Origin of the sequence: Nocardiopsis sp. ATB16-24 (assembly GCF_030271535.1) — a bacterium.
Classification (GTDB): Bacteria; Actinomycetota; Actinomycetes; order Streptosporangiales; family Streptosporangiaceae; genus Nocardiopsis.
Window position 1 is genome coordinate 25,298 of sequence record NZ_JASCXJ010000021.1, and the last position, 22,443, is coordinate 47,740.

Annotated in this window: 21 protein-coding genes; 8 read left to right on the forward strand and 13 right to left on the reverse strand. The window is 68.9% G+C overall.

Features of this window, described 5'->3' with window-relative positions; all coding sequences use genetic code 11:
• Positions 1–178: 178 nt before the first annotated feature.
• The gene (locus PFX91_RS19510; RefSeq protein WP_285733957.1) at positions 179–1,783 is read left to right on the forward strand and encodes an OmpA family protein; all 1,605 of its coding nucleotides are present in this window, start codon (positions 179–181) and stop codon (positions 1,781–1,783) included.
• A 172-nt stretch (positions 1,784–1,955) separates the two neighbouring features.
• Here the strand turns inward: PFX91_RS19510 and PFX91_RS19515 are convergent, their stop codons facing one another.
• From PFX91_RS19515 to PFX91_RS19525, 3 genes are all read right to left on the reverse strand, one after another.
• Positions 1,956–2,657, reverse strand: coding sequence for a hypothetical protein (locus PFX91_RS19515; protein WP_285733959.1), 702 nt, complete (start codon positions 2,655–2,657; stop codon positions 1,956–1,958).
• A 192-nt stretch (positions 2,658–2,849) separates the two neighbouring features.
• The gene (gene lpdA / locus PFX91_RS19520; protein WP_285733961.1) at positions 2,850–4,253 is read right to left on the reverse strand and encodes a dihydrolipoyl dehydrogenase; all 1,404 of its coding nucleotides are present in this window, start codon (positions 4,251–4,253) and stop codon (positions 2,850–2,852) included.
• A 192-nt stretch (positions 4,254–4,445) separates the two neighbouring features.
• Entirely contained in the window at positions 4,446–5,930 is a 1,485-nt protein-coding gene (locus PFX91_RS19525; protein ID WP_285733963.1) for a hypothetical protein, read from the reverse strand.
• 217 nt (positions 5,931–6,147) lie between these two features.
• Between PFX91_RS19525 and PFX91_RS19530 the strand changes: the two genes are divergently transcribed.
• Positions 6,148–6,744, forward strand: a complete 597-nt coding sequence (locus PFX91_RS19530; RefSeq protein WP_285733964.1) for a GNAT family N-acetyltransferase — start codon at positions 6,148–6,150, stop codon at positions 6,742–6,744.
• A 137-nt stretch (positions 6,745–6,881) separates the two neighbouring features.
• On the opposite strand, the gene PFX91_RS19535 is transcribed toward PFX91_RS19530, so the two are convergent.
• Positions 6,882–9,251: a trehalase-like domain-containing protein gene (locus PFX91_RS19535; RefSeq protein ID WP_285733966.1), complete on the reverse strand. Its 2,370-nt coding sequence runs from the start codon at positions 9,249–9,251 to the stop codon at positions 6,882–6,884.
• 469 nt (positions 9,252–9,720) lie between these two features.
• Positions 9,721–10,428, reverse strand: coding sequence for a class I SAM-dependent methyltransferase (locus tag PFX91_RS19540; protein ID WP_285733969.1), 708 nt, complete (start codon positions 10,426–10,428; stop codon positions 9,721–9,723).
• A 170-nt stretch (positions 10,429–10,598) separates the two neighbouring features.
• Between PFX91_RS19540 and PFX91_RS19545 the strand changes: the two genes are divergently transcribed.
• From PFX91_RS19545 to PFX91_RS19560, 4 genes are all read left to right on the forward strand, one after another.
• Entirely contained in the window at positions 10,599–11,432 is an 834-nt protein-coding gene (locus PFX91_RS19545) for an SDR family NAD(P)-dependent oxidoreductase (RefSeq protein ID WP_285733971.1), read from the forward strand.
• A gap of 123 nt (positions 11,433–11,555) precedes the next feature.
• Positions 11,556–11,819 carry a phosphoribosyl-ATP diphosphatase gene (locus PFX91_RS19550; RefSeq protein WP_014913038.1) on the forward strand — a complete coding sequence of 88 codons (264 nt, stop codon included), beginning with the start codon at positions 11,556–11,558 and terminating at the stop codon, positions 11,817–11,819.
• 73 nt (positions 11,820–11,892) lie between these two features.
• On the forward strand, positions 11,893–12,747 hold the full coding sequence (gene hisG, locus PFX91_RS19555) for an ATP phosphoribosyltransferase (protein ID WP_285733982.1): 855 nt from the start codon (positions 11,893–11,895) through the stop codon (positions 12,745–12,747).
• Between the two features lie 58 nt (positions 12,748–12,805).
• The gene (locus tag PFX91_RS19560; RefSeq protein WP_285733984.1) at positions 12,806–13,534 is read left to right on the forward strand and encodes a spermine/spermidine synthase domain-containing protein; all 729 of its coding nucleotides are present in this window, start codon (positions 12,806–12,808) and stop codon (positions 13,532–13,534) included.
• Between the two features lie 18 nt (positions 13,535–13,552).
• Here PFX91_RS19560 and PFX91_RS19565 read toward each other — a convergent pair whose 3' ends face one another.
• From PFX91_RS19565 to trxA, 7 genes are all read right to left on the reverse strand, one after another.
• Complete coding sequence (locus PFX91_RS19565) at positions 13,553–13,771, reverse strand: EF-hand domain-containing protein (RefSeq protein ID WP_285733986.1); 219 nt, start codon at positions 13,769–13,771, stop codon at positions 13,553–13,555.
• A 114-nt stretch (positions 13,772–13,885) separates the two neighbouring features.
• Complete coding sequence (gene pstA, locus PFX91_RS19570) at positions 13,886–14,800, reverse strand: phosphate ABC transporter permease PstA (protein ID WP_285733988.1); 915 nt, start codon at positions 14,798–14,800, stop codon at positions 13,886–13,888.
• On the reverse strand, positions 14,797–15,813 hold the full coding sequence (pstC, locus tag PFX91_RS19575; protein ID WP_285733989.1) for a phosphate ABC transporter permease subunit PstC: 1,017 nt from the start codon (positions 15,811–15,813) through the stop codon (positions 14,797–14,799). The genes pstA and pstC overlap by 4 nt, the downstream gene beginning before the upstream one ends.
• Positions 15,814–15,962: 149 nt before the next feature.
• On the reverse strand, positions 15,963–17,090 hold the full coding sequence (pstS, locus tag PFX91_RS19580) for a phosphate ABC transporter substrate-binding protein PstS (RefSeq protein WP_285733991.1): 1,128 nt from the start codon (positions 17,088–17,090) through the stop codon (positions 15,963–15,965).
• A 391-nt stretch (positions 17,091–17,481) separates the two neighbouring features.
• Positions 17,482–18,279: a response regulator transcription factor gene (locus PFX91_RS19585; RefSeq protein ID WP_285733993.1), complete on the reverse strand. Its 798-nt coding sequence runs from the start codon at positions 18,277–18,279 to the stop codon at positions 17,482–17,484.
• Positions 18,280–18,468: 189 nt separating this feature from the next.
• The gene (gene pstB / locus PFX91_RS19590) at positions 18,469–19,341 is read right to left on the reverse strand and encodes a phosphate ABC transporter ATP-binding protein PstB (RefSeq protein ID WP_285733995.1); all 873 of its coding nucleotides are present in this window, start codon (positions 19,339–19,341) and stop codon (positions 18,469–18,471) included.
• A gap of 287 nt (positions 19,342–19,628) precedes the next feature.
• Positions 19,629–20,003: a thioredoxin gene (gene trxA / locus PFX91_RS19595; protein ID WP_285733997.1), complete on the reverse strand. Its 375-nt coding sequence runs from the start codon at positions 20,001–20,003 to the stop codon at positions 19,629–19,631.
• 299 nt (positions 20,004–20,302) lie between these two features.
• Here trxA and PFX91_RS19600 point away from each other — a divergent pair, with 299 nt between their 5' ends.
• Positions 20,303–20,665, forward strand: coding sequence for a YidH family protein (locus tag PFX91_RS19600; protein WP_285734000.1), 363 nt, complete (start codon positions 20,303–20,305; stop codon positions 20,663–20,665).
• A gap of 92 nt (positions 20,666–20,757) precedes the next feature.
• Positions 20,758–21,132: a DUF202 domain-containing protein gene (locus PFX91_RS19605; RefSeq protein ID WP_285734002.1), complete on the forward strand. Its 375-nt coding sequence runs from the start codon at positions 20,758–20,760 to the stop codon at positions 21,130–21,132.
• A gap of 246 nt (positions 21,133–21,378) precedes the next feature.
• Here PFX91_RS19605 and PFX91_RS19610 read toward each other — a convergent pair whose 3' ends face one another.
• The gene (locus PFX91_RS19610) at positions 21,379–22,362 is read right to left on the reverse strand and encodes an NAD-dependent epimerase/dehydratase family protein (RefSeq protein WP_285734005.1); all 984 of its coding nucleotides are present in this window, start codon (positions 22,360–22,362) and stop codon (positions 21,379–21,381) included.
• Positions 22,363–22,443: the final 81 nt, after the last annotated feature.

The following is a 22,443-nucleotide window of genomic DNA, read 5'->3' on the forward strand; positions in this document are numbered from 1 at the left end:
CGGGTCGGTACGGCCACAGGCCATGAGGCGTGCGGTGCTCTCCGACGCCTCCGCCTGCGGGACCTCACTCGACGGGACGCGCGTATCCCGCCGCCTCAGGACGGGGCGGTCGGTTCGACTCCGCGAGTGCTGGAGGATATTGCCCGTACGTCCCCCTCAACGATCGGAGTTCCCCCACATGGCGCGCAAGACGCCCTTCACCGTGGTCGCGCTGATGGTCTCTGGCAGCCTCCTCCTCAGCGGCTGCTCGATCAACGTGAACGTCTCCGACTGGTGGTCGGAGACGTTCGGCGACGGATCGGGACCGCCGGCGGTCAAGGAGGAGTTCCCCTACGTCCGTGAGGGTCGCATCTTCCAGGACACCGGGCAGGACGCCGAGATGCGCTTCGCCATCACCGGTCTGGAACGCACCGACGACCACACGGTCATGTACTACGAGATCACCTACCTCGACGACTTCTCCGGGCCGAACCGGAACATGAGCATGGCGCACACCCTGGTCGACCCGCTCACCGGCCGTGTCTACCGGCAGTTCCTGGACGAGGAGGGGCTCAAGTACGGCTCGGAGAGCCCCAACCAGGACGGTCTGTACCCGGTCCATGACGGGGTCACCAACGAGTACGTGCGCTACTTCCCGCGCATCCCCGACGAGGTCGCGCAGGTGACCTTCGTCGGTAGTGGTCTGGGCGCCATGACCGGCATCCCCGTCCAGGACGTGGAGGAGGAGCGGCCTGACCCGGAGAACCCCAACGGACCCGACCACCTCTCCCTGGACGACCCTCCCGCACGCGGTGAGAACCTCACCTTCGCCAACCGCAGGCCGGACGAGGACGCCGTGGCCGACGAGGGCTGGGTGCAGAGCTTCGTCGACTCCGAGATCGCCTCCACCACCCGCGACGGTGATCGCGAGATCATCTCCCTGCACTCGGACGTGATGTTCGAGTTCGACCGCTCGGACCTGACCGCCGAGGCCGAGGACGTGGTGCGTCGCGCGGCCACCACGCTGGCGGGCAACGTCGACCCCGACGAGCCCGTGATCACGGTCATCGGCCACACCGACGGCATCGGCGACGACTCCTACAACGACCCGCTCTCGGTCAAGCGCGCCGAGAGCGTACGCGACCTGCTCGCCGAGGAGCTGGGGGCCGGCTACACCCTGGAGGTCGAGGGGCGGGGCAAGCGTGAGCCGGTCGCCCGCGAGGGTGGGCCCGACGACGAGGAGGCCCGGGCGCGTAACCGCCGCGTGGAGTTCTCCTACGTCTTCAACGAGACCGTCGAGGCCACGGAGGAAGAGGAGTACGACGACGACGGTCTGGGCGTCGCCCAGCGCAACGTCACCTGGCCGGCCCCCTACAGCGACGACCCGGGGTCCGTGGTGGCCGAGGGCGAGTTGGACGGGGTGCTCATGGAGATCTACCCGCTGCGCCGCGACGGTGCCTACGTCATCGGCACGGTGTCGCTGACCAACACCACCGATCAGCCGACCATGCCCGACATGGGCGGGCAGGACGCGGTCCAGGCCGGCGGCCCCGAGCAGTTCAACAAGGGTACGCTCGGCGGTTTCCAGCTGCTGGAGCCCGAGAGCGGTCTGGTGCGGTACGTGGCGCAGATGGCCTTCGACGAGGGCCGCTACAGCAGCTTCGCCGAGGAGGTGCACATGCTCCAGCCCGGTAACACCTACAACCTGGTCGCGGTCTTCCCCGCTCCACCGACGGACGTGGAGGAGCTGACCCTCCGTGCGGGTCCCTTCGGTGAGTTCGAGGAGATCCCGGTGGAGTACTGAGGAAGGGTCGTCATCGTTCCGCCGGGCTCACGGTCGGAAGACCCCGTCCCTGACCGGGGTGCCGGGAGCGGGCCCGGCGGACGGAACGCCGCCGGAGCGGGGACGCCCGCGGCCGGGAACACGGGAGGGGGCCGCCGGAAGGCGGCCCCCTCGGTCGTCCGGTGTGGCGACGTCAACCGCGGACCCGCTCGGCGGCCAGCATGACCACCCGCTCCAGGTCCTCGCGTGGCACGTCGTCGAAGTACGCGATCGCCGTGACGTACAGGTCACCGGGCAGGGAGAGGTACAGGTGGCGGCTGGAGCCGTCCACCGTGCCCACGTACTCCAGGTCGCCGCCCAGGGAGTCGGCCTCGTCGGTGTGGTAGGTGTCCACGTCCACGTCGATGTCCACCTCCCAGTTCATCTCCGCCTCCGCGCCGGGGACCCGCACCACGTCCGGGTCGAGGCTGGGGTCGGCGTTCAGGGTGAACACGAGGGTGAACGAGGGCGTGCCGGGCTCGGTGCCGCCGTCGCTGAAGGAGCACACCACCTGTTCGGCGTCGTCGACGCCCTCCACCTCGCCGGTCTCCTCGGTCAGGACCGGGCCGGGAGCCAGGTCGCCGACGATCTCGGCGGCTCCGACGGACGCGCACGACTCGGGCAGTGCGTACTCGGAGGCGGCCTGTTCCTCGGACTCCTCACCCTCCTCGGCGTCGGGTTCGGCACCGGGCTCCTCCTCGGGGGACTCCTCGTCGTCCCCCGACGAGAGGCTGAGGTTCAGGTCGAACTCGTCGAGGTCGACCACGTCACAGCCGACGAGGACGACTCCGCCGATGACGACGGCGGCGACGGCCGTGCCCAGGCACGACAGGGGGGTGGAGGGGATCAGTCGCATGGATGGCTTTCGGGGTCGGGGAGGGCCGGGTGGCGGGAGGGGCCCCGGCGGGGGACACAGGGAAACTTAGCAAGTTCCGGCGCCGCCCATCGCGTGCCGGTCCCCGGCCCCTCCGCGCGGCGCCCTCGGCGGCACCGGCGTGACACGGACGGGTCCCCGCCGCCCTGCGACGGGGACCCGGAGGCGGGGCGACTACATGTTGATCATGTGGCCGGCCAGGCCGTGTACGGCCTCCTTGACCGCTTCGCTCAGCGTCGGGTGCGCGTGGACGTTGCGCGCGACCTCGTGCACGGTCAGGTCCCACTGCTGGGCCAACGTCAGTTCGGGCAGCAGTTCGGTGACGTCCGGACCGATCATGTGGGCGCCCAGGAACTCCCCGTACTCGCCGTCGGAGAGGATCTTGACGAAACCGCGGGTGTCGCCGAGTCCGTGCGACTTGCCGTTGGCCATGAACGGGAACTTGGCGACCTGGACGTCGTAGCCGGCCTCCCGCGCCTCCTTCTCGGAGTATCCGAAGCTGGCGATCTGCGGTCGGCAGTAGGTGGCGCGCGGGATGAACCGGTAGTCGATCTCCTGTGTCTCCGCACCCGCGATGGTCTCGGCGGCGACGATGCCCATGGCCTCGGCGGTGTGGGCCAGCATGAGCTTGGCGGTGACGTCCCCGATCGCGAAGATGTGCGGAACGTTGGTGCGACCGCGGGAGTCGATGGCGATGGCGCGCCGCTCGGTGAGCTCCACACCGGTCTTCTCCAGGCCGTAGCCCTCCACGTTGGGGGAGAAGCCGATGGCCTGGAGGAGCTTGTCGGCCTCCAAGGTCTGCTCCTTGCCGTCGCTGCTGACGGTGACCTTCACGTTTTGGCCGGTGTCCTGCACCGACTCCACGCGGGTGGAGGTCATGACCTTGATGCCGAGCTTCTTGTAGGCCCGGGCCAGCTCCTTGGAGACCTCCTCGTCCTCGGTGGGCACGAGACGGTCGAGGAACTCGACGATGGTGACGTCCACGCCGTAGTTGGCCATGATGTAGGCGAACTCCACACCGATGGCCCCCGCGCCGGCGATGACGATGCTCCCGGGGAGGTCGTCGGTGGTGATCTGCTCCTCGTAGGTGACGACCCTCTCGGACAGCTCGGTGCCGGGCAGCAGCCTGGTGGAGGAACCCGCCGCGATCACCGCGTTGTCGAAGGTGACGGTCTCGGTCCGGCCGTCCTTGTCGGCGACCTCGATCGTGTGGTCGTCGGTGAAGGTCCCGCGCCCCTCGATCTCGGTGATCTTGTTCTTCTTCATGAGGTAGTGGACGCCCTTGACACGGCCGTCGGCCACCTCACGGCTACGGCTGTAGGCCTTGCCGAAGTCGAACTCGACCTTGCCTTCGACCTTGATGCCGAACAGGTCGGCGTCCTCCCGGAGCAGGTGGGCGAGTTCGGCGTTGCGCAGTAGTGCCTTGGAGGGGATGCAGCCCACGTTGAGGCAGACCCCGCCCCAGTACTTCTCCTCGATGACGGCGGTCTTGAGACCGAGCTGTGCGGCGCGGATGGCGGCGACGTAGCCACCGGGCCCCGCCCCGAGGACCACCAGGTCGAAGTGTCGCTGTCCCATGACGGGATCTCCTTGAGTGTGTTTGTGACCCACCCAGCGCAGTCGGCTTGCCCGGGTTATTGGATTGCCGAAGGCCAGCCTAACCGCGGACCGGTCGCTCGTGGGGGATCAGGCGCCCTCTTCTTGGCGCTCGGCGCTGGGCGCGGTGCACGGCCTTCGGAAAGGCTCACGGTCCTTCCCCGAGGGTCCCGTTCACCGTGGGGGATCGGGCGGTGCGGGCCACTTCCAGAGGGGGGCCCACGCCCAGCTGTCGGAGACGCCCGGGGGCATGGGCGGCAGTCGGGGCGCTCCGGGGTCCGGGGTTTCCTCGAACGGCTCCGGTTCCTCCTCGGTCCACGGGTGCGGTTCCGGGGCACGTGTTTCTTCCGGGATCCGGCCGAACTCCGGTGACGGTTCCCACGGCTCCGGGGGCGGCGATGGGGTGTGCGGTGGTCCTGGTGTGAACCCGAACTCGGCCGCCTCCCCCTCCGACGCGAGGATCTCGGGTTCGGGGATGTCGGTGTCCAGGGCCGGGAAGGACTCCGACATCGGTCCCCCGTCCACCTCGGCGAAGTGCGCCGCCACGCCGAAGTGCCGCGGAGGTCTGTGGGCCCCGGTGTCCTCTTCGACCGGCGGGGCCATGGGGTGCCGCACCGTGCCGGCCGGGTGGATGCGCGCCCACCAGGTGGTCACCTCCCCCTGGCCCAGTTCCTCCAGTACCTCCAGTGACCCCTGGATGTGCGGATGCCTGCGTCCGGCCCGCCAGGACTGGACCAGGGTCTGTGGTTCCAGCACCAGGACACGCTCACCGTCCACGACCGGGATGTCGCGGGGGTGGGACTCGTTGCCCACCCATGTGCCGTCCGCGCCGACCAGGTCCCACTCTCCCCGCACCATGTCCGCCAGCGGGTCCGCCGGGGCGTCCAGGTACGAGGCCGTCCACCGGGGGTCGGGGCGGGTGCCGGGCACCCGCCGCCCCTCCTTGCCGATCAGGGCGTCGGCGAGCAGCGTGTGCAGTTGGAAGTTGTCGCCGATCCCGTCGAAACGGACCCGGAACCCCCGCCACGAAGCCCGGTCCAGCACCAGGACGGTGTCCACCTCCGCCATCTGGAGGAGTTCCTTCACCGCGACGAACTCGCTGAGCTGTGTGGACAGCGCGTGCACGATCTGGGTGAGCCCTTCCAGGGCGGTGGAGTCGGCGCGTACGGCGGCGCGCACTCCGGAGTCGCTCAGCATGGCCTTGGCGGCCAGACCGTAGCGCAGTGACGTCCACCAGCCCACGGTGGCCAGCGGCGCGTTCTCCCCGAGGACCTCCTCGACCCGCGCCTCGTCGGCCTCCGACACGTCGTTGGGCGCGGGCAGGGCTCCTCCGCCGGTCTTGTCCCACGCGTGCATGAACGCCACCGCGGCCTGGCCGTAGCTGCCGAGTTGGCGCAGTACCTCCAACCCCACCTGTCCCGCGGGCGCGCCCGACTCGACCAGGGCGCCGGCCAGGACGGCGAGGTCGGCCGCGATGCCCGCGGTCGGTTCGACCTCCCCCAGGACCGGGGACAGCGCCTCCATGGCGACGCCGAGTTCTTCCACGGGCACCTGGGAGGACAGCCTGAACGCGTCGTGTACGGCGGCCGGGAAGTCGGGTGCCTGGCCGGCTGCGGTGTCGAGCACGCGTTGGAACGCGGCGCGGAACTCTTCGGTCACCCGTGAATCCTTCCATATGCACACGTAATGTCCGAGACCTGGTTATATGCACCATGCTGGACGGTTGGAGTGGGGTGTCGCACCGGGCGTGTGTCGGGGGAGGAGGGCGGGGCGTCCACCCCGTGGCGGCGGTGCCGCCGGGGTCCGGGGAAGGTCGCACCAAGACCGACACTACAATCCACAGCGGACATAACGACGTATACCCAAAGGAGTGCCCATGTCGTGGTCCGAGCAGTCACGTGTCCGACTGGAGAACGAGCACGTGCTGCTCACGCCGATGGCGGAGACCGATCGTGAGGGATGGCGGGAACAAGCCATGGACCCCGAGATCTGGACGCACTTCGTGACCCGGGTGGAGGACCAGGCGAGCTTCGTCCGGTTCTTCTACTCCTCCCTCGCCGCCAGTGACAGCGGGCAGCGCACGACCTTCACCATCACCGACAAGGCCAGTGGGCGCGTCGCGGGCGCCATGAGTTACGGGAACCTGGCGGAAGGGGACCGGCGCCTGGAGATCGGCGGCTCCTGGCTGGGACACGACTTTCGCGGACGCGGCATCAATCACTGGGCGAAGTACCTGATGATGCGGCACGCCTTCGAGGAGATGGGCGCCGAGCGGGTCGAGTTCAAGACCGACGTGCTCAACGAGCGCGCCCGTCGGGGGCTGCGTGCCATCGGCGCCACGGAGGAGGGGGTGCTGCGCAGCTACGACCCGATGCCCGACGGACGACGCAGGGACGCCGTGTACTACTCGGTCCTGGGAGCCGAGTGGCCGCACGTACGCGAGCTCTTGGAGGAGGGGCCGCGTTTTCGGTGAGGCTTCTTGTGGCGAGGAGGGTCGTCCCGGTGGCGTGGCGGGAGGCACGCCGACCGGGTCCTCGGCCCTCCTGTCGGAGGCGCTCCTGGCCGGGCCCTCGGGAAACGGATCCCGGAGGGCCCGACGAGGAGGGGGCCTCACAGGCGGTCGAGCAGCTGGGCGCAGCGGATCAGGCCCAGGTGCGAGTACGCCTGCGGGTGGTTGCCCAGGGCGCGCTCGGTGAGCGGGTCGAACTCCTCCGGGATCAGCCCCGTGGGTCCGGCGGAGTCCACCAGGTGGCTGAACAGCTCCTCGGCCTCGGCACGGCGGCCGGTCAGCAGGTACGCCTCGATCAGCCACGTGGTGCACAGGTGGAAGCCGCCCTCGCCACCGGGCAGGCCGTCGTCGCGGTGGTACCGGTAGACGGTGGGGCCGCTGCGCAGCTCCGCCTCGATGGCCGTGACGGTGGACTGGAAGCGTTCGTCGGTCGGGTCGATCATTCCGGACAGACCGATGTGCAGCGACGCCGCGTCCAGGTCGGTGCCGTCGTAGGCGGTCGTGAAGGCCTGGGCCTGGTCGTTCCAGCCCTTCTCCAGCACCTCGGCGGCGATGTCGTCACGCAGACCGTGCCAGGACGGGTCCACCTCGCGGCCGTAGCGGTCGGCGAGGAGGATGGCGCGGTCCAGCGTCACCCAGCACATCACCTTGGAGTACACGCGCTGACGAGGCTCGTCGCGCTCCTCCCAGATGCCGTGGTCGGGCTCGTGCCAACGGCGGGAGACCGCCTCGGCCATCGATCGCACCAGGTCCCAGTCACGGTCGGCCAGGGTGCCGCGCACCGACGACAGCTTCTCGATCAGCTCCACGACGGGTCCGAACACGTCCAATTGCACCTGGCGGTCGGCGAGGTTGCCGATCCGGACCGGGCGCGAGCCGGCGTAACCCGACAGCGACTCGATGACCTCCTCCGGGCCCAGGTCGGTTCCCCGCAGGGAGTACAGCGGGCGCAGCATCTCGGGTCCGGGCAACGACTCCACGACCCGGTGCACCCAGTCCAGGAACGCCTCCGCCTCGGCGGTGGAGCCCAGGGTGACCAGCGACTGCACGGTCATGGCGCCGTCGCGCAGCCAGCAGTACCGGTAGTCCCAGTTGCGCACACCGCCGATCTCCTCGGGCAGCGACGTGGTCGCGGCGGCCATCACACCACCGGAGGGGGTGCACAGTCCGCGCAGGGTGAGGGCCGAGCGCGCCGCCAGCTGGCGGGCGGTGTCGGGCAGGGTGAGCCCGTCGAGCCAGGTGGACCAGTGCTCGCCGGCCAGGCGCTGGAGTTCGGGCTCGGGCAGGGTACCGGGCACGAGGGAGTCGGTGCCGCAGCGCAGCGCGAGCACCACCGGCTCCTCCGAGGAGGGGCGGACCACCGCGCGGGCGACGTCGTCGAAGCCGTCGTGGCCGATCTCCCACTCCACGCCGGGCGAGTACAGCACCATCGGGAAGTCGGCGCCTTCCACGAGCAGGCCGTTCTCCTGGGGCGTGATGCGCACGGGCGCCCGGCCGAAGTCGGGACGCGGCGCGAACTCGACGGTGGCCGGGGTGACACCGCTGATCACACGGACCAGGTCCGTGCGGCCCTGCGGGGTGCCGTGCGCGAGGTAGTCGGTGACCTCCAGGCGCGACCAGCGTGTGCGCACGGTCATGGTGCCGGGCAGGTAGCGCTGGCCCAGCGGTCGGCCGCCGTGCTCGGGGGCGATGGCGAACACCCCGGCCTGTCGACCTCCCAGCACCTCGGCGAACAGGGCGTTGGAGTCGGGCTCGGGGTGGCAGAACCAGAGCAGGCGCGCGTCGGGGCCGATGAGGGCGACGGAGTTCTGGTTCGAGAGCATCGACATGCGCTCGATGGGCGTGGGGCGCTCGCCGAACACCCAGGAACGGCGCTCGGTGGCCAGGCTGGACAGCAGGGCCGCGGCGGTCGGGGTGTCGGCCACGCGGTGGGAGGCCACGGTGGGGCCCTCACCGACCCGGACGCCCGCGTCGGCGCCGGTCAGCCGCATGAAGACGGGCTCCTCACCGTCGCCGCCCCCGATGTAGAGGATCGCGGTCGCCTCGACCTGGTCGCGCAGCAGTTCCAGTGCGGCGGCCTTGTCGGAGGGCGGGGCCTCGGAACCGGTCGCGGTGTGCTGTGGGTCGATGGTCAGGTCGATGTCGAACTCGGTGCCGCGACCGCCCACGAGGCGCACCTCGGCGGGCAGACGGGAGAGCGCGGCCAGGTCGCGCAGGGGTCTGGCGGAGATGACCGCGCAGACGGTGCCGGGCAGGTCGGCCAACTCGCGCAGGGCGCGCAGTGCCTCGGGAAGCGGGCGCCTGCTGTCGGAGTCGATCGGCGCCAGAGCGCCGTCGTAGTCGCAGGCGACCAGCAACCGCGAGGTTCTGGCCAGGGCGGAGACACGCCGCCGTACGTCCACGGGCATGACCGCGGGAGCGGTGCTCACCGGAGTTTCCGGAGCCATCTCGACAGCCTGGGTGAGCGTCACGTCGCCTCCTCCGTTGGTCCACACTGACCTGGGAAAATGGATGATCTGTAGGACTCCGTGCGCGCGCTTGTGGTTCGCCCGGTGTACGGGTGTGAGCAAGGTGCCGGCGGTGCTTGTGGCGCGGGACGGGCTGGGGGGGTAGGGAAGGAGCCCTGAGACCTTGTGCGGATGCGTGGCACAGAGGTCATGCCATAGGCAAAGGTTCGATGCGCAGGGAGTCAACGTGAGACTACCCCCGCACCACCCGTACCTGCGACACCAGATTCGAGTGATGCAGGTCACGAATCAGTAGCAAAACACCAGGAAGGGCATATCAGGCGATTCCTGTTACCTCTGGATCACCCATCGTCGCGGGGAATCGGTGGGAACGGGCCGCGCGGGTGCCCGTGGGCGGTGGTCCCCGTGTCTTGGGACACGAAGGGTCCGCCACGTCTGTGGCGGACCCGGTGTCCGGAGAATGCGGAAGGGCTCAGTCGGTCTTCTCGGGCTTGCGCAGGTGGTGCACCCACGCGGGCGGGATGTTGGCGAACACCTTCTCCGAACCGACGCCGTAGCAGTCGATCCAGTCCTGCACGAGCCAGCTCGTCCGTGCCTGGCGCAGGTAGTCCTCGCGGCGCGCGATGACCGCTTTGACCTCCTTGGTGTAGAGGTAGCCGTAGAAGGACAGCGTTCCGCCCGGTTCGAGGACCTCGAAGTAGTAGTCGAGGATCTCCTGGACGGCGTCGACGGTGAAGTTCGCGAACGGCAGGCCCGAGACGATCACGTCGTAGGAACGGTCGGTTCCCATGTCGTTGACGAGCTTGGCGTGTACGCGGACGCCGTCGCGGACCCGGGACATGACGGGATCCGTCTCCAACAGGTCCTCGACATAGGCGGCGAACTCGGGGTTGGCCTCCACCAGGTCGGCGGTGTCCCCCGGGCGCATGGCGGCGGCGATCCCGCGACTGATGGCACCGGTGCCGGCGCCCGCCTCCAGAATGCGCAGCGGGCGTTCGGGTTCGGGCCGTCGGCGCACGTACTCCGCCATCGCGTGCGCCAGCGCACCACTGCTGGGAACGATGGAGCCGGTGGCGTGGAAGGTACGCAGCGCCTGGCTGAAGAACAGTCGTGTGTCGCGTAGACGCTCATCCAATCGCAGGGAGGAGAAGGGTCCGGAAGTGCTGTGTGTCTCGGACATACCCGCACGCTAACGTCTTCGACCCCGAGGAAGGCAACGGCGGGGCCGGTGCCGTGGAAGAACATCGCTCGGACGGGCTGTGAGAGATCCCTCCCCCGCGTGGGGAACCCCGGGCGCGGGCTCCGGAGGCGGACGCGTCCGGACGCGTCCGGCCCCTCTACCCTTGGGGTATGAGCAGACCTGCCAGTGCCCCCCAGGTCCCCGACCACCCCCGGACCGCGTTGGTCACGGGAGCCTCCAGCGGGATAGGCGAGGAGTACGCCCGCAGGCTCGCCGAGCGCGGCTACTCCCTGGTCCTGGTGGCCCGGAGGAAGAAGGCGCTGGAAGCCCTCGCCGAGGAGCTCGGTCTTCGTTACGGGGTCGGTGTGCGGACCCTGCCCGCCGACCTGGGCACCGAGGAGGGTCTGGGACAGGTGGTCGAGCGCCTGTCGGCCGACGGCGGTGGTGACGACGCTCCCATCGACCTGCTGGTCAACAACGCCGGGCGCGGTGAGGGCGGGCCCTTCACCGAACAGGACCCGGCCGAGATCGACGCCATGCTCGACCTCAACGTGCGCGCCGTCCTCCGCCTGGCCCGCGCCGTACTTCCCGTGCAGATCGCACGGAGGAGGGAGGGGCGGACCGAGGCCAGGCTGGGTGTCATCAACGTCTCCTCCATGGCCGGCGAGGTGGCCGCCAATCCCGGCGGGTCGGTGTACGGGGCGGGCAAGAAGTTCGTCAGTCTGTGGAGTGAGAGCGTGGCCGCGGAGGTCTCCCGGGACGACGTGCACGTGACCGTGGTCCTCCCGGGTTTCGTGCGTACCGAGATGACCAGGAGGGTGCAGGACAGCGGTATGCCCGCGTTCGCCTTCGTGCCCAAGGAACGGGTCGTGCGCGAGTCCCTCGCGGCCTGGGCGGCCGGACGCGCCAGTGTCGTTCCCGGGGCCCAGTACAAGGCGGCTTCGGGCATCCTGCGCTTCCTTCCCCGACCGATCGTTCGCGCCGCCGCGCGCAGGTTCCACTGAGGGGTCCCGTCGCGGTGTGGCGTAGGACGCCGACCACATGGTGAGACATCTTCCCCTCGGTACGGCATCAGGGCGCGGGACCGCCTACGCTGGTAGCGCATCTGTCGGTCGAGGAAAGACGCCATGAAGACCTTCGAAGAGCTGTTCGCCGAGCTGTCCGAGAAGGCGCGCTCCCGCCCCGAGGGGTCCGGGACCGTCGCCCAACTCGACGCCGGTGTCCATGCCATCGGCAAGAAGGTCGTCGAGGAGGCCGCCGAGGTCTGGATGGCCGCCGAGTACGAGTCGGACGAGCAGGCCGCCGAGGAGATCTCGCAACTCCTCTACCACCTCCAGGTCCTGATGCTGGCCCGTGGGCTGCGCCTTGAGGACGTCTACAAGCATCTGTAGGCCGGCGCGCACGCCTCGCGCGTTCCGGCCGTCGACGGACGTCCCCGTACACGCAGCCACAAGAAAGCCGAACATGCCCGACATGCTGAGAATCGCCGTGCCCAACAAGGGCCAACTCTCCGAACCGGCCGTGGAGATGTTGAGCGAGGCCGGTTACCGGCAGCGCAAGAGCAGCCGCGACCTGGTCATGGTCGACCCCGACAACGACACCGAGTTCTTCTTCCTGCGGCCCAAGGACATCGCCGTCTACGTGGGCGAGGGCATCCTCCAGGCCGGGATCACCGGTCGCGACATGTTGCTGGACTCCGGCGCACCCGTGGACGAGGTGCTCGCGCTGGGCTTCGGCGGCTCCACCTTCCGTTTCGCCGCCCCCGGCGGCGCCGACATGAAGGTCTCCGACCTCAACGGCAAGCGGATCGCCACCTCCTTCGACGGCCTCCTGAGCTCCTACCTGGAGGAGCAGGGCATCGACGCCCGCGTGATCCACCTCGACGGCGCGGTCGAGAGTTCGGTCCAGCTCGGCGTCGCCGACGCCGTCGCCGACGTGGTCTCCACCGGCACCACCCTGCGACAGGCGGGCATGGAGACCTTCGGCGACCCGATCCTGGTCTCCGAGGCGGTCGTCATCCGGCCCCGCAACGCCCCGGACGACCCCCAGATCGACACGCTGCTGCGCCGTCTCCAGGGCGTCCTGGTCGCCCGCGACTACGTGATGATGGACTACGACGTGCACGCCGAGCACCTGGAGGACGCGGTCAAGCTCACGCCGGGGATGGAGGGGCCGACGGTCTCCCCGCTGCACCGGGAGGGCTGGGTCGCGGTCAGGTCGATGGTGCGACGCAAGGAGGCGCAGCGCATCATGGACGACCTGTGGCAGCTGGGGGCCCGGGCCATCCTGGTCACCGACATCTACGCCTGCCGCCTGTGACACGGTGCCCGTGGCCTCCCGGTGGGACCTTCGGGGAGGTCACGGGCACAATGTGGGCATGAACCAGTCGACTCCGAACCCGCCTGTCACCGGTCCGAACGCTCCCGAGGGCGAGGCGGTGACGCTGGCCAGAGTGACGGGGGAGACCGGTGGGGACCTCGTGCTGCGCCGGGTGGGCGCGCACTACGAGATCTACTCCAACGGCGTGTTCCTCATGGACACCCGCGACGGCACGTCCGAACGCGAGATGGTGCGCGCCGGTCTCGCCGCGCTCCCGGCGGGCCGCTCCCAGGCCCGGGTGCTCATCGGCGGACTGGGGGTGGGCTTCTCGGCGCGTGAGGCCCTGGACCACCCCCGGGTGACGTCGGTGGAGGTCGTGGAGCTCGAACCCCACGTGATCGCCTGGCACGACGGAGAACTCGGCGAGGTCGCCGAGCACGTGCACAGGGATGCGCGTTGTCGGGTGATCGAGGCCGACCTCGTGGAGTGGCTGGAGGACGCCGCCTCCGCCGCGTCACCCGCCCGCTACGACGTGATCTGTCTGGACACCGACAACGGTCCCGCGTGGACGGTGACCGAGAACAACAGCCGTCTCTACGAGGCGTCGGGCCTGGACCGGCTCACCCGCCTGCTCAGGCCCGGCGGGGTGCTGGCCTTCTGGAGCGCCAACGCGGTACCCGCCTTCGACGCCTCACTGCGCCGGTGCTTCGCGTCGGTGGAGGTCATCGAGGTCCCCGTGGCCCGGGGTGTGCCCGACACCGTCTACCTGGCGCGCGAACCGCGCTGACGGGTACCTCGTCGTGCCTCAGGCTCCCTGGTCGGACATGTAGGCCGTGAACTCCTCCAAGGTGATCAGCCCGTCGCCGTCCTGGTCCATGGCCTCGATCGCCTGCCTGGCCTGCTCCTGGGTGCAGGTGTCCCCGAGACGGTGCATCAGGTCGGCGTACTCCTGGGCGGAGATGCGTCCGTCGCTGTCGGCGTCGACGAACCCGAAGGTCGCCGCGTAGTCGGAATTCGAGGCCATGTGTCACACTCCAGCTCGTGCGGTCGGCGATGGGGGCGGGGCCAGGCTATCGGGCCACGGCGTCGTGCAGAAGCGACGGGACGTCCGGGCGTCCCGACTCCTGCGGCCATCGCCCTACCGACCGCCCACCGACCCTCGTGAGCCGACCCACCGTGCGACCACGGTGAACAGCAACACCAGGACGAACAGGCACAGCGCGGCGCCCCAGGCGCGGTCGATGCCGGCCTCGAAGGGCTGCATGGCGCCCCGGTACAGCTGTGTGGGTACCGAGCCCTGGGGCTGCCCCTGGAAGGCGGTCACGAGCAGACCCGACCCGAACGCGGTCAGCAGCAGCGGCGCGGTCTCGCCGACGCCGCGTGCGACCGCCAGCATCGAACCGGTGGTCAGTCCGGGGGCGGCGGCGGGCAGCACCGTGAACATGATGGTCTGCCACCTGCGTGCGCCCAGACCGTAGCTGGCGTTGCGGATCTCGTCGGGGACCAGCCTCAGCATCTCCTCCGCGGACCGGGTCACGATCGGCAGCATCATCACCGCGATCGCCACGGCGCCGACGAAGGTGCCAAAGCCCATGCCGCCCCAGCCGACCACCAGCAGGCCGTACACGAACAGGCCGACGAAGATCGAGGGGATGCCGGTCATCACGTCGGTGAAGAAGCGGATCGCCGAGGTCAGGCGGTTGGGGCCGTACTCCACGACGTAGACGGCGGTGGCGATGCCGAACGGGATCGACATCAGGACCGCCAACGCCATGATGTACAGCGTGCCGAAGAACCCGGCCGCGTATCCGCCGCCCTCGCGTCGCGGTGGCGGTTCGGTCTGGGTGAAGAAGTCCAGGTCGATCACGCCGATGCCGCGTCGGGTGACCTCGAAGATGATGAGGACCAGCGGGATCATCGCCAGGACCATGGCGGTGGTGAGGACGACCGTCGCGGCCCGGTCCTTGAACCTGCGCAGCCCCGCACCGGGCCGGCGCCGGCTCAGCGGGGTGTGCCGGGTGGAGGGGGGAGGTGTGGTGGTCGTGGTGCTCATACGGCGGAGTCTCCCGTGGTCTGTCCCAGGCGCCAGACGATGACGCGGGCCAGGATGTTGACGATCATGGTGACCAGGAACAGGGCGACACCGATCGCCATCAGGGCGATGCGGCTCTCCGGCGAGGACTCGCCGAAGGTTGCGGCGATGTGCGAGGCCATGCTGCTCCCGGTGCCGAACAGGCTGGCGCCCCAGGACTGGGAGCCGCCGATCAACATCAGTACGGCGATGGTCTCGCCCAGGGCGCGGCCCAGCCCCAACATGGCGGCGGCCACGATCCCGGAGAAGCTGGAGGGCAGGACCACCTTGGTGATGACCTCCCACCGGGTGGACCCCAGCGCGTAGCCGGCCATCTGTTGGTCGAGCGGCTGTACGGCGATCACTTCGCGGATGATCGCCGTCATGATCGGCAGGATCATGATGGCCAGCACGATTCCGGCGGGCAGGTAGCCCACACCGCGTACCGGGCCCTCGAAGAGGAAGAACCAGCCGAGGGCCCCTTCCAGAGCGTCGAAGAAGGGGCGCAGCACGTTCGGCAGGAACCAGTGCAGTCCCCACAGACCGAAGATGACGCTCGGCACCGCCGCGAGCAGTTCGACCGTGTAGGACAGCGGCTTGGCGATACGGCGCGGGGCCATGTGGGTCAGGTAGACGGAGACCATGATCGCCAGCGGCAGCGCGATGGCGATGGCGATGGCCGCGGTCACCAGGGTCCCGTAGATGAAGGGCCAGGCGCTGTAGGTGCCGGTGATCTCGGTGCGGGAGGTGCCGGGGTCCCAGGTGTCGCCGAAGAGGAACCCGAAGAAGCCCTCCTTGGCGAAGACCGGCCAGGCCTCGGTGGTGGTCCGAACGACCATCAGCGCCAGGATGACCAGCACGATGGTGCCGCAGGCCGCGACGACCCACTTGAAGACCGGATCGGCGAGGCGCCCCCTGCCCGAACGCAGGGTCCCCCCGACCGAGTCCTGTGGGGCTTCGGGGTCCCTGGGGGCCTCACGGACCTCGGTGGACATGTGCTTCTCCTCTGTGGCTTTCGTGGGGAGTGGAGAGCGGGCCGCACCGCCGGGGCGGTGGGTACGGGGGCCGGGGAGGACCTCCCCGGCCCCGTCGAAGACGCCGGATGATGGCGGGTGTGCGCGGCGGAGTCCCTTGAGGACACCGCCTAGGAGTCGGCGCCCTCGTCGGCGCCGGAGTCTCCGGCGGCGTTCTCGGAGTTGGTCTTCTCCAGCTCGGCCACGACCCGGTCGGTCAGACCCTCGCCCAGCGGGGCGTAACCCAGCTCACCGGCCAGCTCTCGGGCGCCCTCGTCGGTCAGGGCCCAGGTCCAGAAGTCGATGATCGCGTCGGCACCGGCCTGCTCGTAACCGCAGGTGTAGGTGAAGATCCAGTTGGAACCGGCGATCGGGTAGCCCTCACCGCCGATGTCGTCGATGGCGAACTGGAAGTTCTCCGGGATGTCGGCCTCCTCGGAGGCCGCGATGGTGGCCTCCAGGGTCGGCGCGACCGGGTTGCCGTCCTCGTTGACCACCTTGGCGACGGACAGGCCCGCCTCTTGGGCGAAGGACTGGTTGACATAGCCCAGTCCGCCCGGGTTCTGGGTGATGCCCTGGGCGACACCGTCGTTCTGCTGGCCACCGACCAGGCCGTCGGCCCAGTCCAGTTCCTTGCCCTCGCCGTACTCACTGGCCCAGGAGTCGACCTCGGTGCTCAGGTAGTGCGAGAAGACGTAGGTGGTGCCGGAGCCGTCGGAACGGTGGACCGGGACGATCTCGTCGCCGGGCAGCTCCATGTCGGGGTTGAGCTCGGCGATGGCCGGGTCGTCGAAGGTGGTGATGTCACGGGAGTAGATGCCCGCGATGGTCTCGGCGTCCAGGACGAGGCCGTCCAGGTCGGGGTTGTTGAAGGCGATGACGACCGCGCCGAAGACGACGGGGAACTGTACGGCCTCGCAGCCTCGGGCCTCGGACGCGGCCGCGAGGTCCTCGTCGCTCAGGGGCTCCTCGGAGGAGCCGAAGTCGACGGTCTGCTCAAGGAACTGCTCGACACCGGCACCGGAGCCGACGCTCTGGTAGTTGATGCTGACGCCGGGCTGGACGTCGTTGGAGTAGGTGTAGATCCAGTCCTGGAAGAGGGGGTCGGGGAAGCTGGCGCCGGCGCCGGTCAAGGAGGCGCTGAGATCGCCGCCGCCACCGTCGGAACCGTCACCGGTGTCGCCGCCTCCACCGCCGCACGCCGTCGCGAGCAGGGGGACGGCCGCCAGGACGGCGAGCTTGGAACGCCCGTTGCGCATGTCGTAGTTCTCCTCGTCGAATCACCACTGTCGGGGCTGACGTGAAACGACTCTAGGTGCGCCGAAAGACGTGGTGCCATCGAAATGAAGTCCTGTCGGTAGAACTCAGGTGAATGTGGAGTTAATAGAGGTAACCGATTGATAACCATAGGGTGGTGCGGGGTTCCTGCTTTGCCATTGGGCATTTTTTGTCAACCGTGTTGGCCTGCGGCTATGACCTTTCTCACGGTGGATGTGAGCGGCCGTCCGGCAACCGATGTGACAAGTTCGATTGTTCCGTGGTTCACTTTCTCGTTCATCGGAGTGGGGGTGACGGGAAAATGAAAAAAGGACCGGAGCAGGGTTCTTCACGGAGTGTGGAACGCGTTCCTCCGCGGTGTTCCCTTCGGGCTCAGGAACCGTTCGTGGTGTCCAGGCGGTAACCGATCCCGCGAACCGTGTGGATGAATCTGGGTCGGGCCTCGGAGTCACCCAGCTTGTGCCGTAGCCGGCGGATGTGCACCGCGATCGTGTTGTTCACCGGAGGGAGCGGCTTGCGCCAGACCTCGGCCCACAGCTCTTCACGGCTGACCACCCTGCCGTTGTTCCTGAGCAGGAAGTCCATGATCCCGAACTCACGCAGGGCCAGGTCGACGGGAGCGCCGTTCACGAACAGGCGGTGTCCACGGGCGTCGAGCTCCAGCGGACCCGATTTCAGCGAGGCCGGCCTCAAGGAGACCGGGACGGCGGTTCCGTCGTGGCCGCCGTCGACTCCGGGCAGGGAGCCGCGCAACAGCGCCGCCAGTTCGGGGATCCGGTAGGGGCGGCTGACGCAGGCGGTGGCTCCGGCCGCCAGCGCGCGCATCGCCCGCTGGGAGTCGCCGGGGCCCACCCCGATGAGGACGGGGATCTCCGTCGCCCGCCGGGTCACCCTCACCAGGGTCTCCAGATCCACCTCCGGCGGGGTCGCGCTGGTCACCAGCGTGTCCGGCCGCATCATTCCCACCCGCAGCAGGGCCTCCGCTCCGTCCACACAGACCGTGATGTCCACGTCGTGGCCGCTCAGCGACAACACCAGCTGGTGCGACTGCTCCGACTCGGGCTCCACCAGCAGCACCCGCAGCGGCCCGTCGGGGCGTCCGGCGGACTCCACCGCCTCGTCCACGGTGGAGGAGGGGTCGATGGAGGCGGACGGAGTGAGCGCGGGCATGGGATGTCCACTTCGTCGAAGGAACGGGAAGGTTCTCCGGAACACGTTCGACCGGGGGGATCCCACTCGTCACACCGGCGACCTCTCCGGCCGGTTCACCGGGCGTTTCCTTCGGGTTCTCCGAAAGGGACGAACCCTCGTCGCCCGAACGAAGCCCTGGTTGGACGGGCGGAACTCCACCGAACGGCCTCAGCCGAAGCGACCGCTGATGTAGTCCTCGGTCCGCTTGTCGGAGGGATTGCTGAAGATCTTGGTGGTCTCGTCGAACTCGACCAGGCTGCCGTAGCGCCCACCCGCGTCGTCCACGCCGGCGGTGAAGAACGCCGTGCGATCGGAGACGCGCGCCGCCTGCTGCATGTTGTGGGTGACGATGACGATGGTGTACTCACTGGCGAGCTCGTACATCAGGTCCTCGATCTTGAGGGTGGCGATGGGGTCGAGCGCCGAGCACGGCTCGTCCATCAGGATCACCTCGGGGTCGACCGCGATGGTGCGCGCGATGCACAACCTCTGCTGCTGGCCGCCGGAGAGGGCGAAGGCGCTCTCCTTGAGCTTGTCCTTGACCTCGTCCCACAGGGCGGCCCTGGTCAGGGTCTCCTCGACCAGGTCGTCCATGTTGCCGCGCATGCCGTTGATCCTCGGCCCGTAGGCCACGTTGTCGTAGATCGACTTGGGGAAGGGGTTGGGCTTTTGGAAGACCATGCCGATCCGACGGCGCACCTCGATGGGATCCACCTCCGGCGCGTACAGGTCCTCCCCGTGGTAGGTGACCCTGCCCTCGACACGGGCACCGGGGATGAGGTCGTTCATCCGGTTGAGGGTGCGCAGGACGGTGCTCTTACCGCATCCCGAGGGACCGATCATCGCGGTGATCTGGCGCGGTCCCACCTTCAGTTCCACGTCACGTACGGCCTTGTTGGTTCCGTAGTAGATGGACAGGTCGGAGATGTCGAAGACGGGGGCGCCCAGGTCGGGGACCTCGCGGTCGTACCGGACGGTGTCGGGTGCGACGCCGCGACCGGTCTCGGTGCCGCGAGAGGAGGCGGTGCTGCTGACGGACATGAGGCCACTTCCGGGTCGGACTGTGCGTGCGCGAAGAGGCGCGGCCGAAGCCGCGGAGCGCTGTCATGCCCATGTAAATATGCCTATGTGAAGCCCGGGTGAAGGAATCCCGTGGTCGAGGTGAACGTCCGTGGTGGACTCGACGAGTGATGTCCCCCGGACGTTGCGCACACGTCATCTTCCCGGGTGGACGCCCGAGCGCGTCACACCGGGAACGCCTCGCGCCCCGGACGCGTTCCGCCGTGGCGGAGCGTCCGGGGCGCGAGCTGGGGTCTGTGCGCGGGCGTCTACTCCTGGGCGTTCCCGCTCTGTTCGGCCACCTTCTGGCGGACCTCGTCCATGTCCAGCTCCCGAGCCTGGGAGATCAGGCTCTCCAGGGCCTCGGGGGGCAACGCGCCCGGCTCGTTGTAGATGACGGTGCGATCGCGCACGATCATCAGAGTCGGGATGGACTGGATCTTGAACTCGAAGGCGAGTTCACGCTGCGCCTCGGTGTCCACCTTGGCGTGCACGATGTCGGTGTGCTTCTCCGCGGAGGACTCGAACACCGGGGCGAACTGTCGGCAGGGACCGCACCAGTCCGCCCAGAAGTCGATGAGGACGAAGTCGTTGTCCTTCAACGTCTCCGCGAAGTTGTCCTTTGTGAGCTCGACCGTGGGCACGTGGTCTCCTGTATCTGCTCGTCTGGGTTGGTGTCGACCGTCGGCCAACCGCCATCTCTGAGTGTTACAGCGGTCGTGCCCACTCGTTTGTTCCGCATGCCTCCCCAGCGCCATGGATCGCGTGGAAAGGGCGGCCCGCCTCCTCGGCTTCGACAGGTTTCGCCTACCTGTTCGGAAGGGAAAGCGGGAGTAGGGTCGAAGCAGGTCGATCGTGGTGGCCGGTGTTCCGGCCCGGCGGTGTCCGCGGCCGGCCGGGGGACGTGTACGGGGAGATGTCCGAAGACCTGGGGGGTGGGCGAATGTCCTCGAAGGAGAGGGGGGAGGACACGCGCGCGACCGACGAACCGGTCGACTACCGGTTCACCCTCGCCAACGAGCGCACCTTCCTCGCCTGGGTCCGCACCGCACTGGCCCTTCTGGCCGGGGCGGTCGCGGTCCTTCATCTGCTCCCACTCGACTGGGACGAGGGCCCCCGTATGGTCGTCGGCCTTCTGCTGGCGCTGCTGGCCGGGGTCATCACCGTCTACGCTCCGCTGCGTTGGTACCAGGTACAGAAGATCATGAGCCGGGGCGGCCTACTGAAACTGAGCATGTTGCCACTGATCACGACGTTCGCCGTGGGGACGGTGTGCGTTCTGGTCCTGTTGGGCAACCTGCTGTGAGATCGTGCGGGACCCGTGCGCGAACCGATCGGCACAGGACACGGGCACGGCGACGAGGATCCCGTCCCAGGACGGCTGGACTCGGAGGCGCGATGACCACTCCCGTCGAGCGGAACGACCCGGGCATGCAGCCCGAACGCACCCTGCTCTCCTGGCAGCGCACCCTCATCCTGCTGGTCATCGTGGGGCTGTTGTTCTTCCGTGGTGAGTTGGTGCCCGGTGAAGGCGGCCCTCTGGAGGCGCCGCTCGTGATGCGCACGGTGACGATGGTCGCCGTGCTGGTGCTGACGGCGGTGCTGGGGCTGCACGTGTGGCTGAGGTGGCGTCACAACGGGCACGGTGTGAGAGCCCCCGACACCGGGGGGCCGCCGTCGTACGTGGCGCGCCCGTGGGCGATGCTGGCGCTGTGCGGCGGTGTCCTCGCCATGAGCTGCGTCCTGTTGGCGACGGTCCTCCTGGACCTGTGAGCCTGGGGCCGACGGTCCGAAGGATCCTTCGTCACGGTGCGTCCCGCCTTCGCCCGCGCGGGGACGGACGTGTGCCCTCCGTGGGCCGTGACCGGGCGACCTCGGCGGACGGGCCCGGTGGGGTCGGTGCGGTGTCCTTCCACCCTGACGGGAAGGAGCACGTCCTCCGTCGCTCCTCGTTCACCTCTTGGGCGATCGTGGTGGCCGGCCGGGCGGAGTGTGCGCCCTGGCAGGCCATGGTCCACTTCAGGCGGGCTCGGGAACCGACCCCGGGGCGTGACGGTGCTCGACGAGCGACCGGATGATGTCGTTGAGGTCGCGCTCGGGCCGGTATCCGATCAACTGCGCGGCCAGCGACGTGTCGGGGTAGCGGCGCTGCATGTCCTCATAGCCCTCGCCGTAGGCCTCCTCGTAGTCGATGAAGGTGATGGGACTCCGGGAGCCGGTCAACTCCACGACCCGGTCGGCGAGCCCCTTGATGGAGACCTCCTCATGGCCTCCGAGGTTGACGGCCTGGTTGTAGGCCTCGGAGGTCTCCAGCAGCGGCAGGAGAGCGGGCACCACGTCGAAGACCGAGCCGAAGCAGCGGCGCTGCGTGCCCGTGCCGTACACCGTGATGGGTTCGTCCGCCATCGCCTGGTCGACGAAGCGGGGCACGACCATTCCGTAACGACCCGTCTGCCGAGGGCCGACGATGTTGAAGAACCGGGTGATCACGCACGGCACCCCGGATTCGACGCCGTGTACGTAGGCCACCAGTTCGTCCAGCCCCTTGGCCGCGGCGTAGGACCAGCGACTCGTGGTGGCCGGACCGTAGATGCGGTCGTCACTCTCCTTGAGGCCGTTGGCGTCGTTCTTGCCGTAGACCTCACTGGTGGAGGCGATCATGTAGGGCACCCGGTGGGCCGCGGCGGCCTCGACCACGTTCTCCGTTCCGTGGAGGTTGACACGCAGGGAGCGCAGCGGGTTGTCGACGATGTTGTACACACCGACGGCCGCCGCGAGGTGGAAGACGACGTCGGATCCCTTGATCAGGGAGTCGACCAGTCCACGGTCGAGAACGTCTCCTTCCACGAAGCGGAAACCGGGCGCGCCCTGTGCGTGCACCAGGTTCTCCAGGGAACCGGTCGACAGATCGTCCAGAACCGTGACCTGGTAGCCCAGGGCGACCAGGTGGTCGCACAGGTGCGAGCCGATGAAACCGGCTCCGCCGGTGACTACAGCCTTCATGGTTTCCCCTCCACTTGGGTGTTCCTCGGTTGTCGTTGACGGGACGGTCCGTGGTCGGTCGGCACGCCCTCGAGCGAGGCG

Bases quoted from the DNA above. Each gene is read 5' to 3' on its own strand.
- PFX91_RS19610 (WP_285734005.1), bottom strand. From the start codon at position 22,362: ATGAAGGCTGTAGTCACCGGCGGAGCCGGTTTCATCGGCTCGCACCTG.
- PFX91_RS19550 (WP_014913038.1), top strand. From the start codon at position 11,556: ATGAAGACCTTCGAAGAGCTGTTCGCCGAGCTGTCCGAGAAGGCGCGC.
- PFX91_RS19515 (WP_285733959.1), bottom strand. From the start codon at position 2,657: ATGCGACTGATCCCCTCCACCCCCCTGTCGTGCCTGGGCACGGCCGTC.
- PFX91_RS19605 (WP_285734002.1), top strand. From the start codon at position 20,758: ATGACCACTCCCGTCGAGCGGAACGACCCGGGCATGCAGCCCGAACGC.
- pstB (WP_285733995.1), bottom strand. From the start codon at position 19,341: ATGTCCGTCAGCAGCACCGCCTCCTCTCGCGGCACCGAGACCGGTCGC.
- pstA (WP_285733988.1), bottom strand. From the start codon at position 14,800: ATGAGCACCACGACCACCACACCTCCCCCCTCCACCCGGCACACCCCG.
- PFX91_RS19600 (WP_285734000.1), top strand. From the start codon at position 20,303: ATGTCCTCGAAGGAGAGGGGGGAGGACACGCGCGCGACCGACGAACCG.
- PFX91_RS19530 (WP_285733964.1), top strand. From the start codon at position 6,148: ATGTCGTGGTCCGAGCAGTCACGTGTCCGACTGGAGAACGAGCACGTG.
- PFX91_RS19560 (WP_285733984.1), top strand. From the start codon at position 12,806: ATGAACCAGTCGACTCCGAACCCGCCTGTCACCGGTCCGAACGCTCCC.
- PFX91_RS19565 (WP_285733986.1), bottom strand. From the start codon at position 13,771: ATGGCCTCGAATTCCGACTACGCGGCGACCTTCGGGTTCGTCGACGCC.
- PFX91_RS19540 (WP_285733969.1), bottom strand. From the start codon at position 10,428: ATGTCCGAGACACACAGCACTTCCGGACCCTTCTCCTCCCTGCGATTG.
- PFX91_RS19545 (WP_285733971.1), top strand. From the start codon at position 10,599: ATGAGCAGACCTGCCAGTGCCCCCCAGGTCCCCGACCACCCCCGGACC.
- pstS (WP_285733991.1), bottom strand. From the start codon at position 17,090: ATGCGCAACGGGCGTTCCAAGCTCGCCGTCCTGGCGGCCGTCCCCCTG.
- hisG (WP_285733982.1), top strand. From the start codon at position 11,893: ATGCCCGACATGCTGAGAATCGCCGTGCCCAACAAGGGCCAACTCTCC.
- pstC (WP_285733989.1), bottom strand. From the start codon at position 15,813: ATGTCCACCGAGGTCCGTGAGGCCCCCAGGGACCCCGAAGCCCCACAG.
- PFX91_RS19510 (WP_285733957.1), top strand. From the start codon at position 179: ATGGCGCGCAAGACGCCCTTCACCGTGGTCGCGCTGATGGTCTCTGGC.
- PFX91_RS19585 (WP_285733993.1), bottom strand. From the start codon at position 18,279: ATGCCCGCGCTCACTCCGTCCGCCTCCATCGACCCCTCCTCCACCGTG.
- lpdA (WP_285733961.1), bottom strand. From the start codon at position 4,253: ATGGGACAGCGACACTTCGACCTGGTGGTCCTCGGGGCGGGGCCCGGT.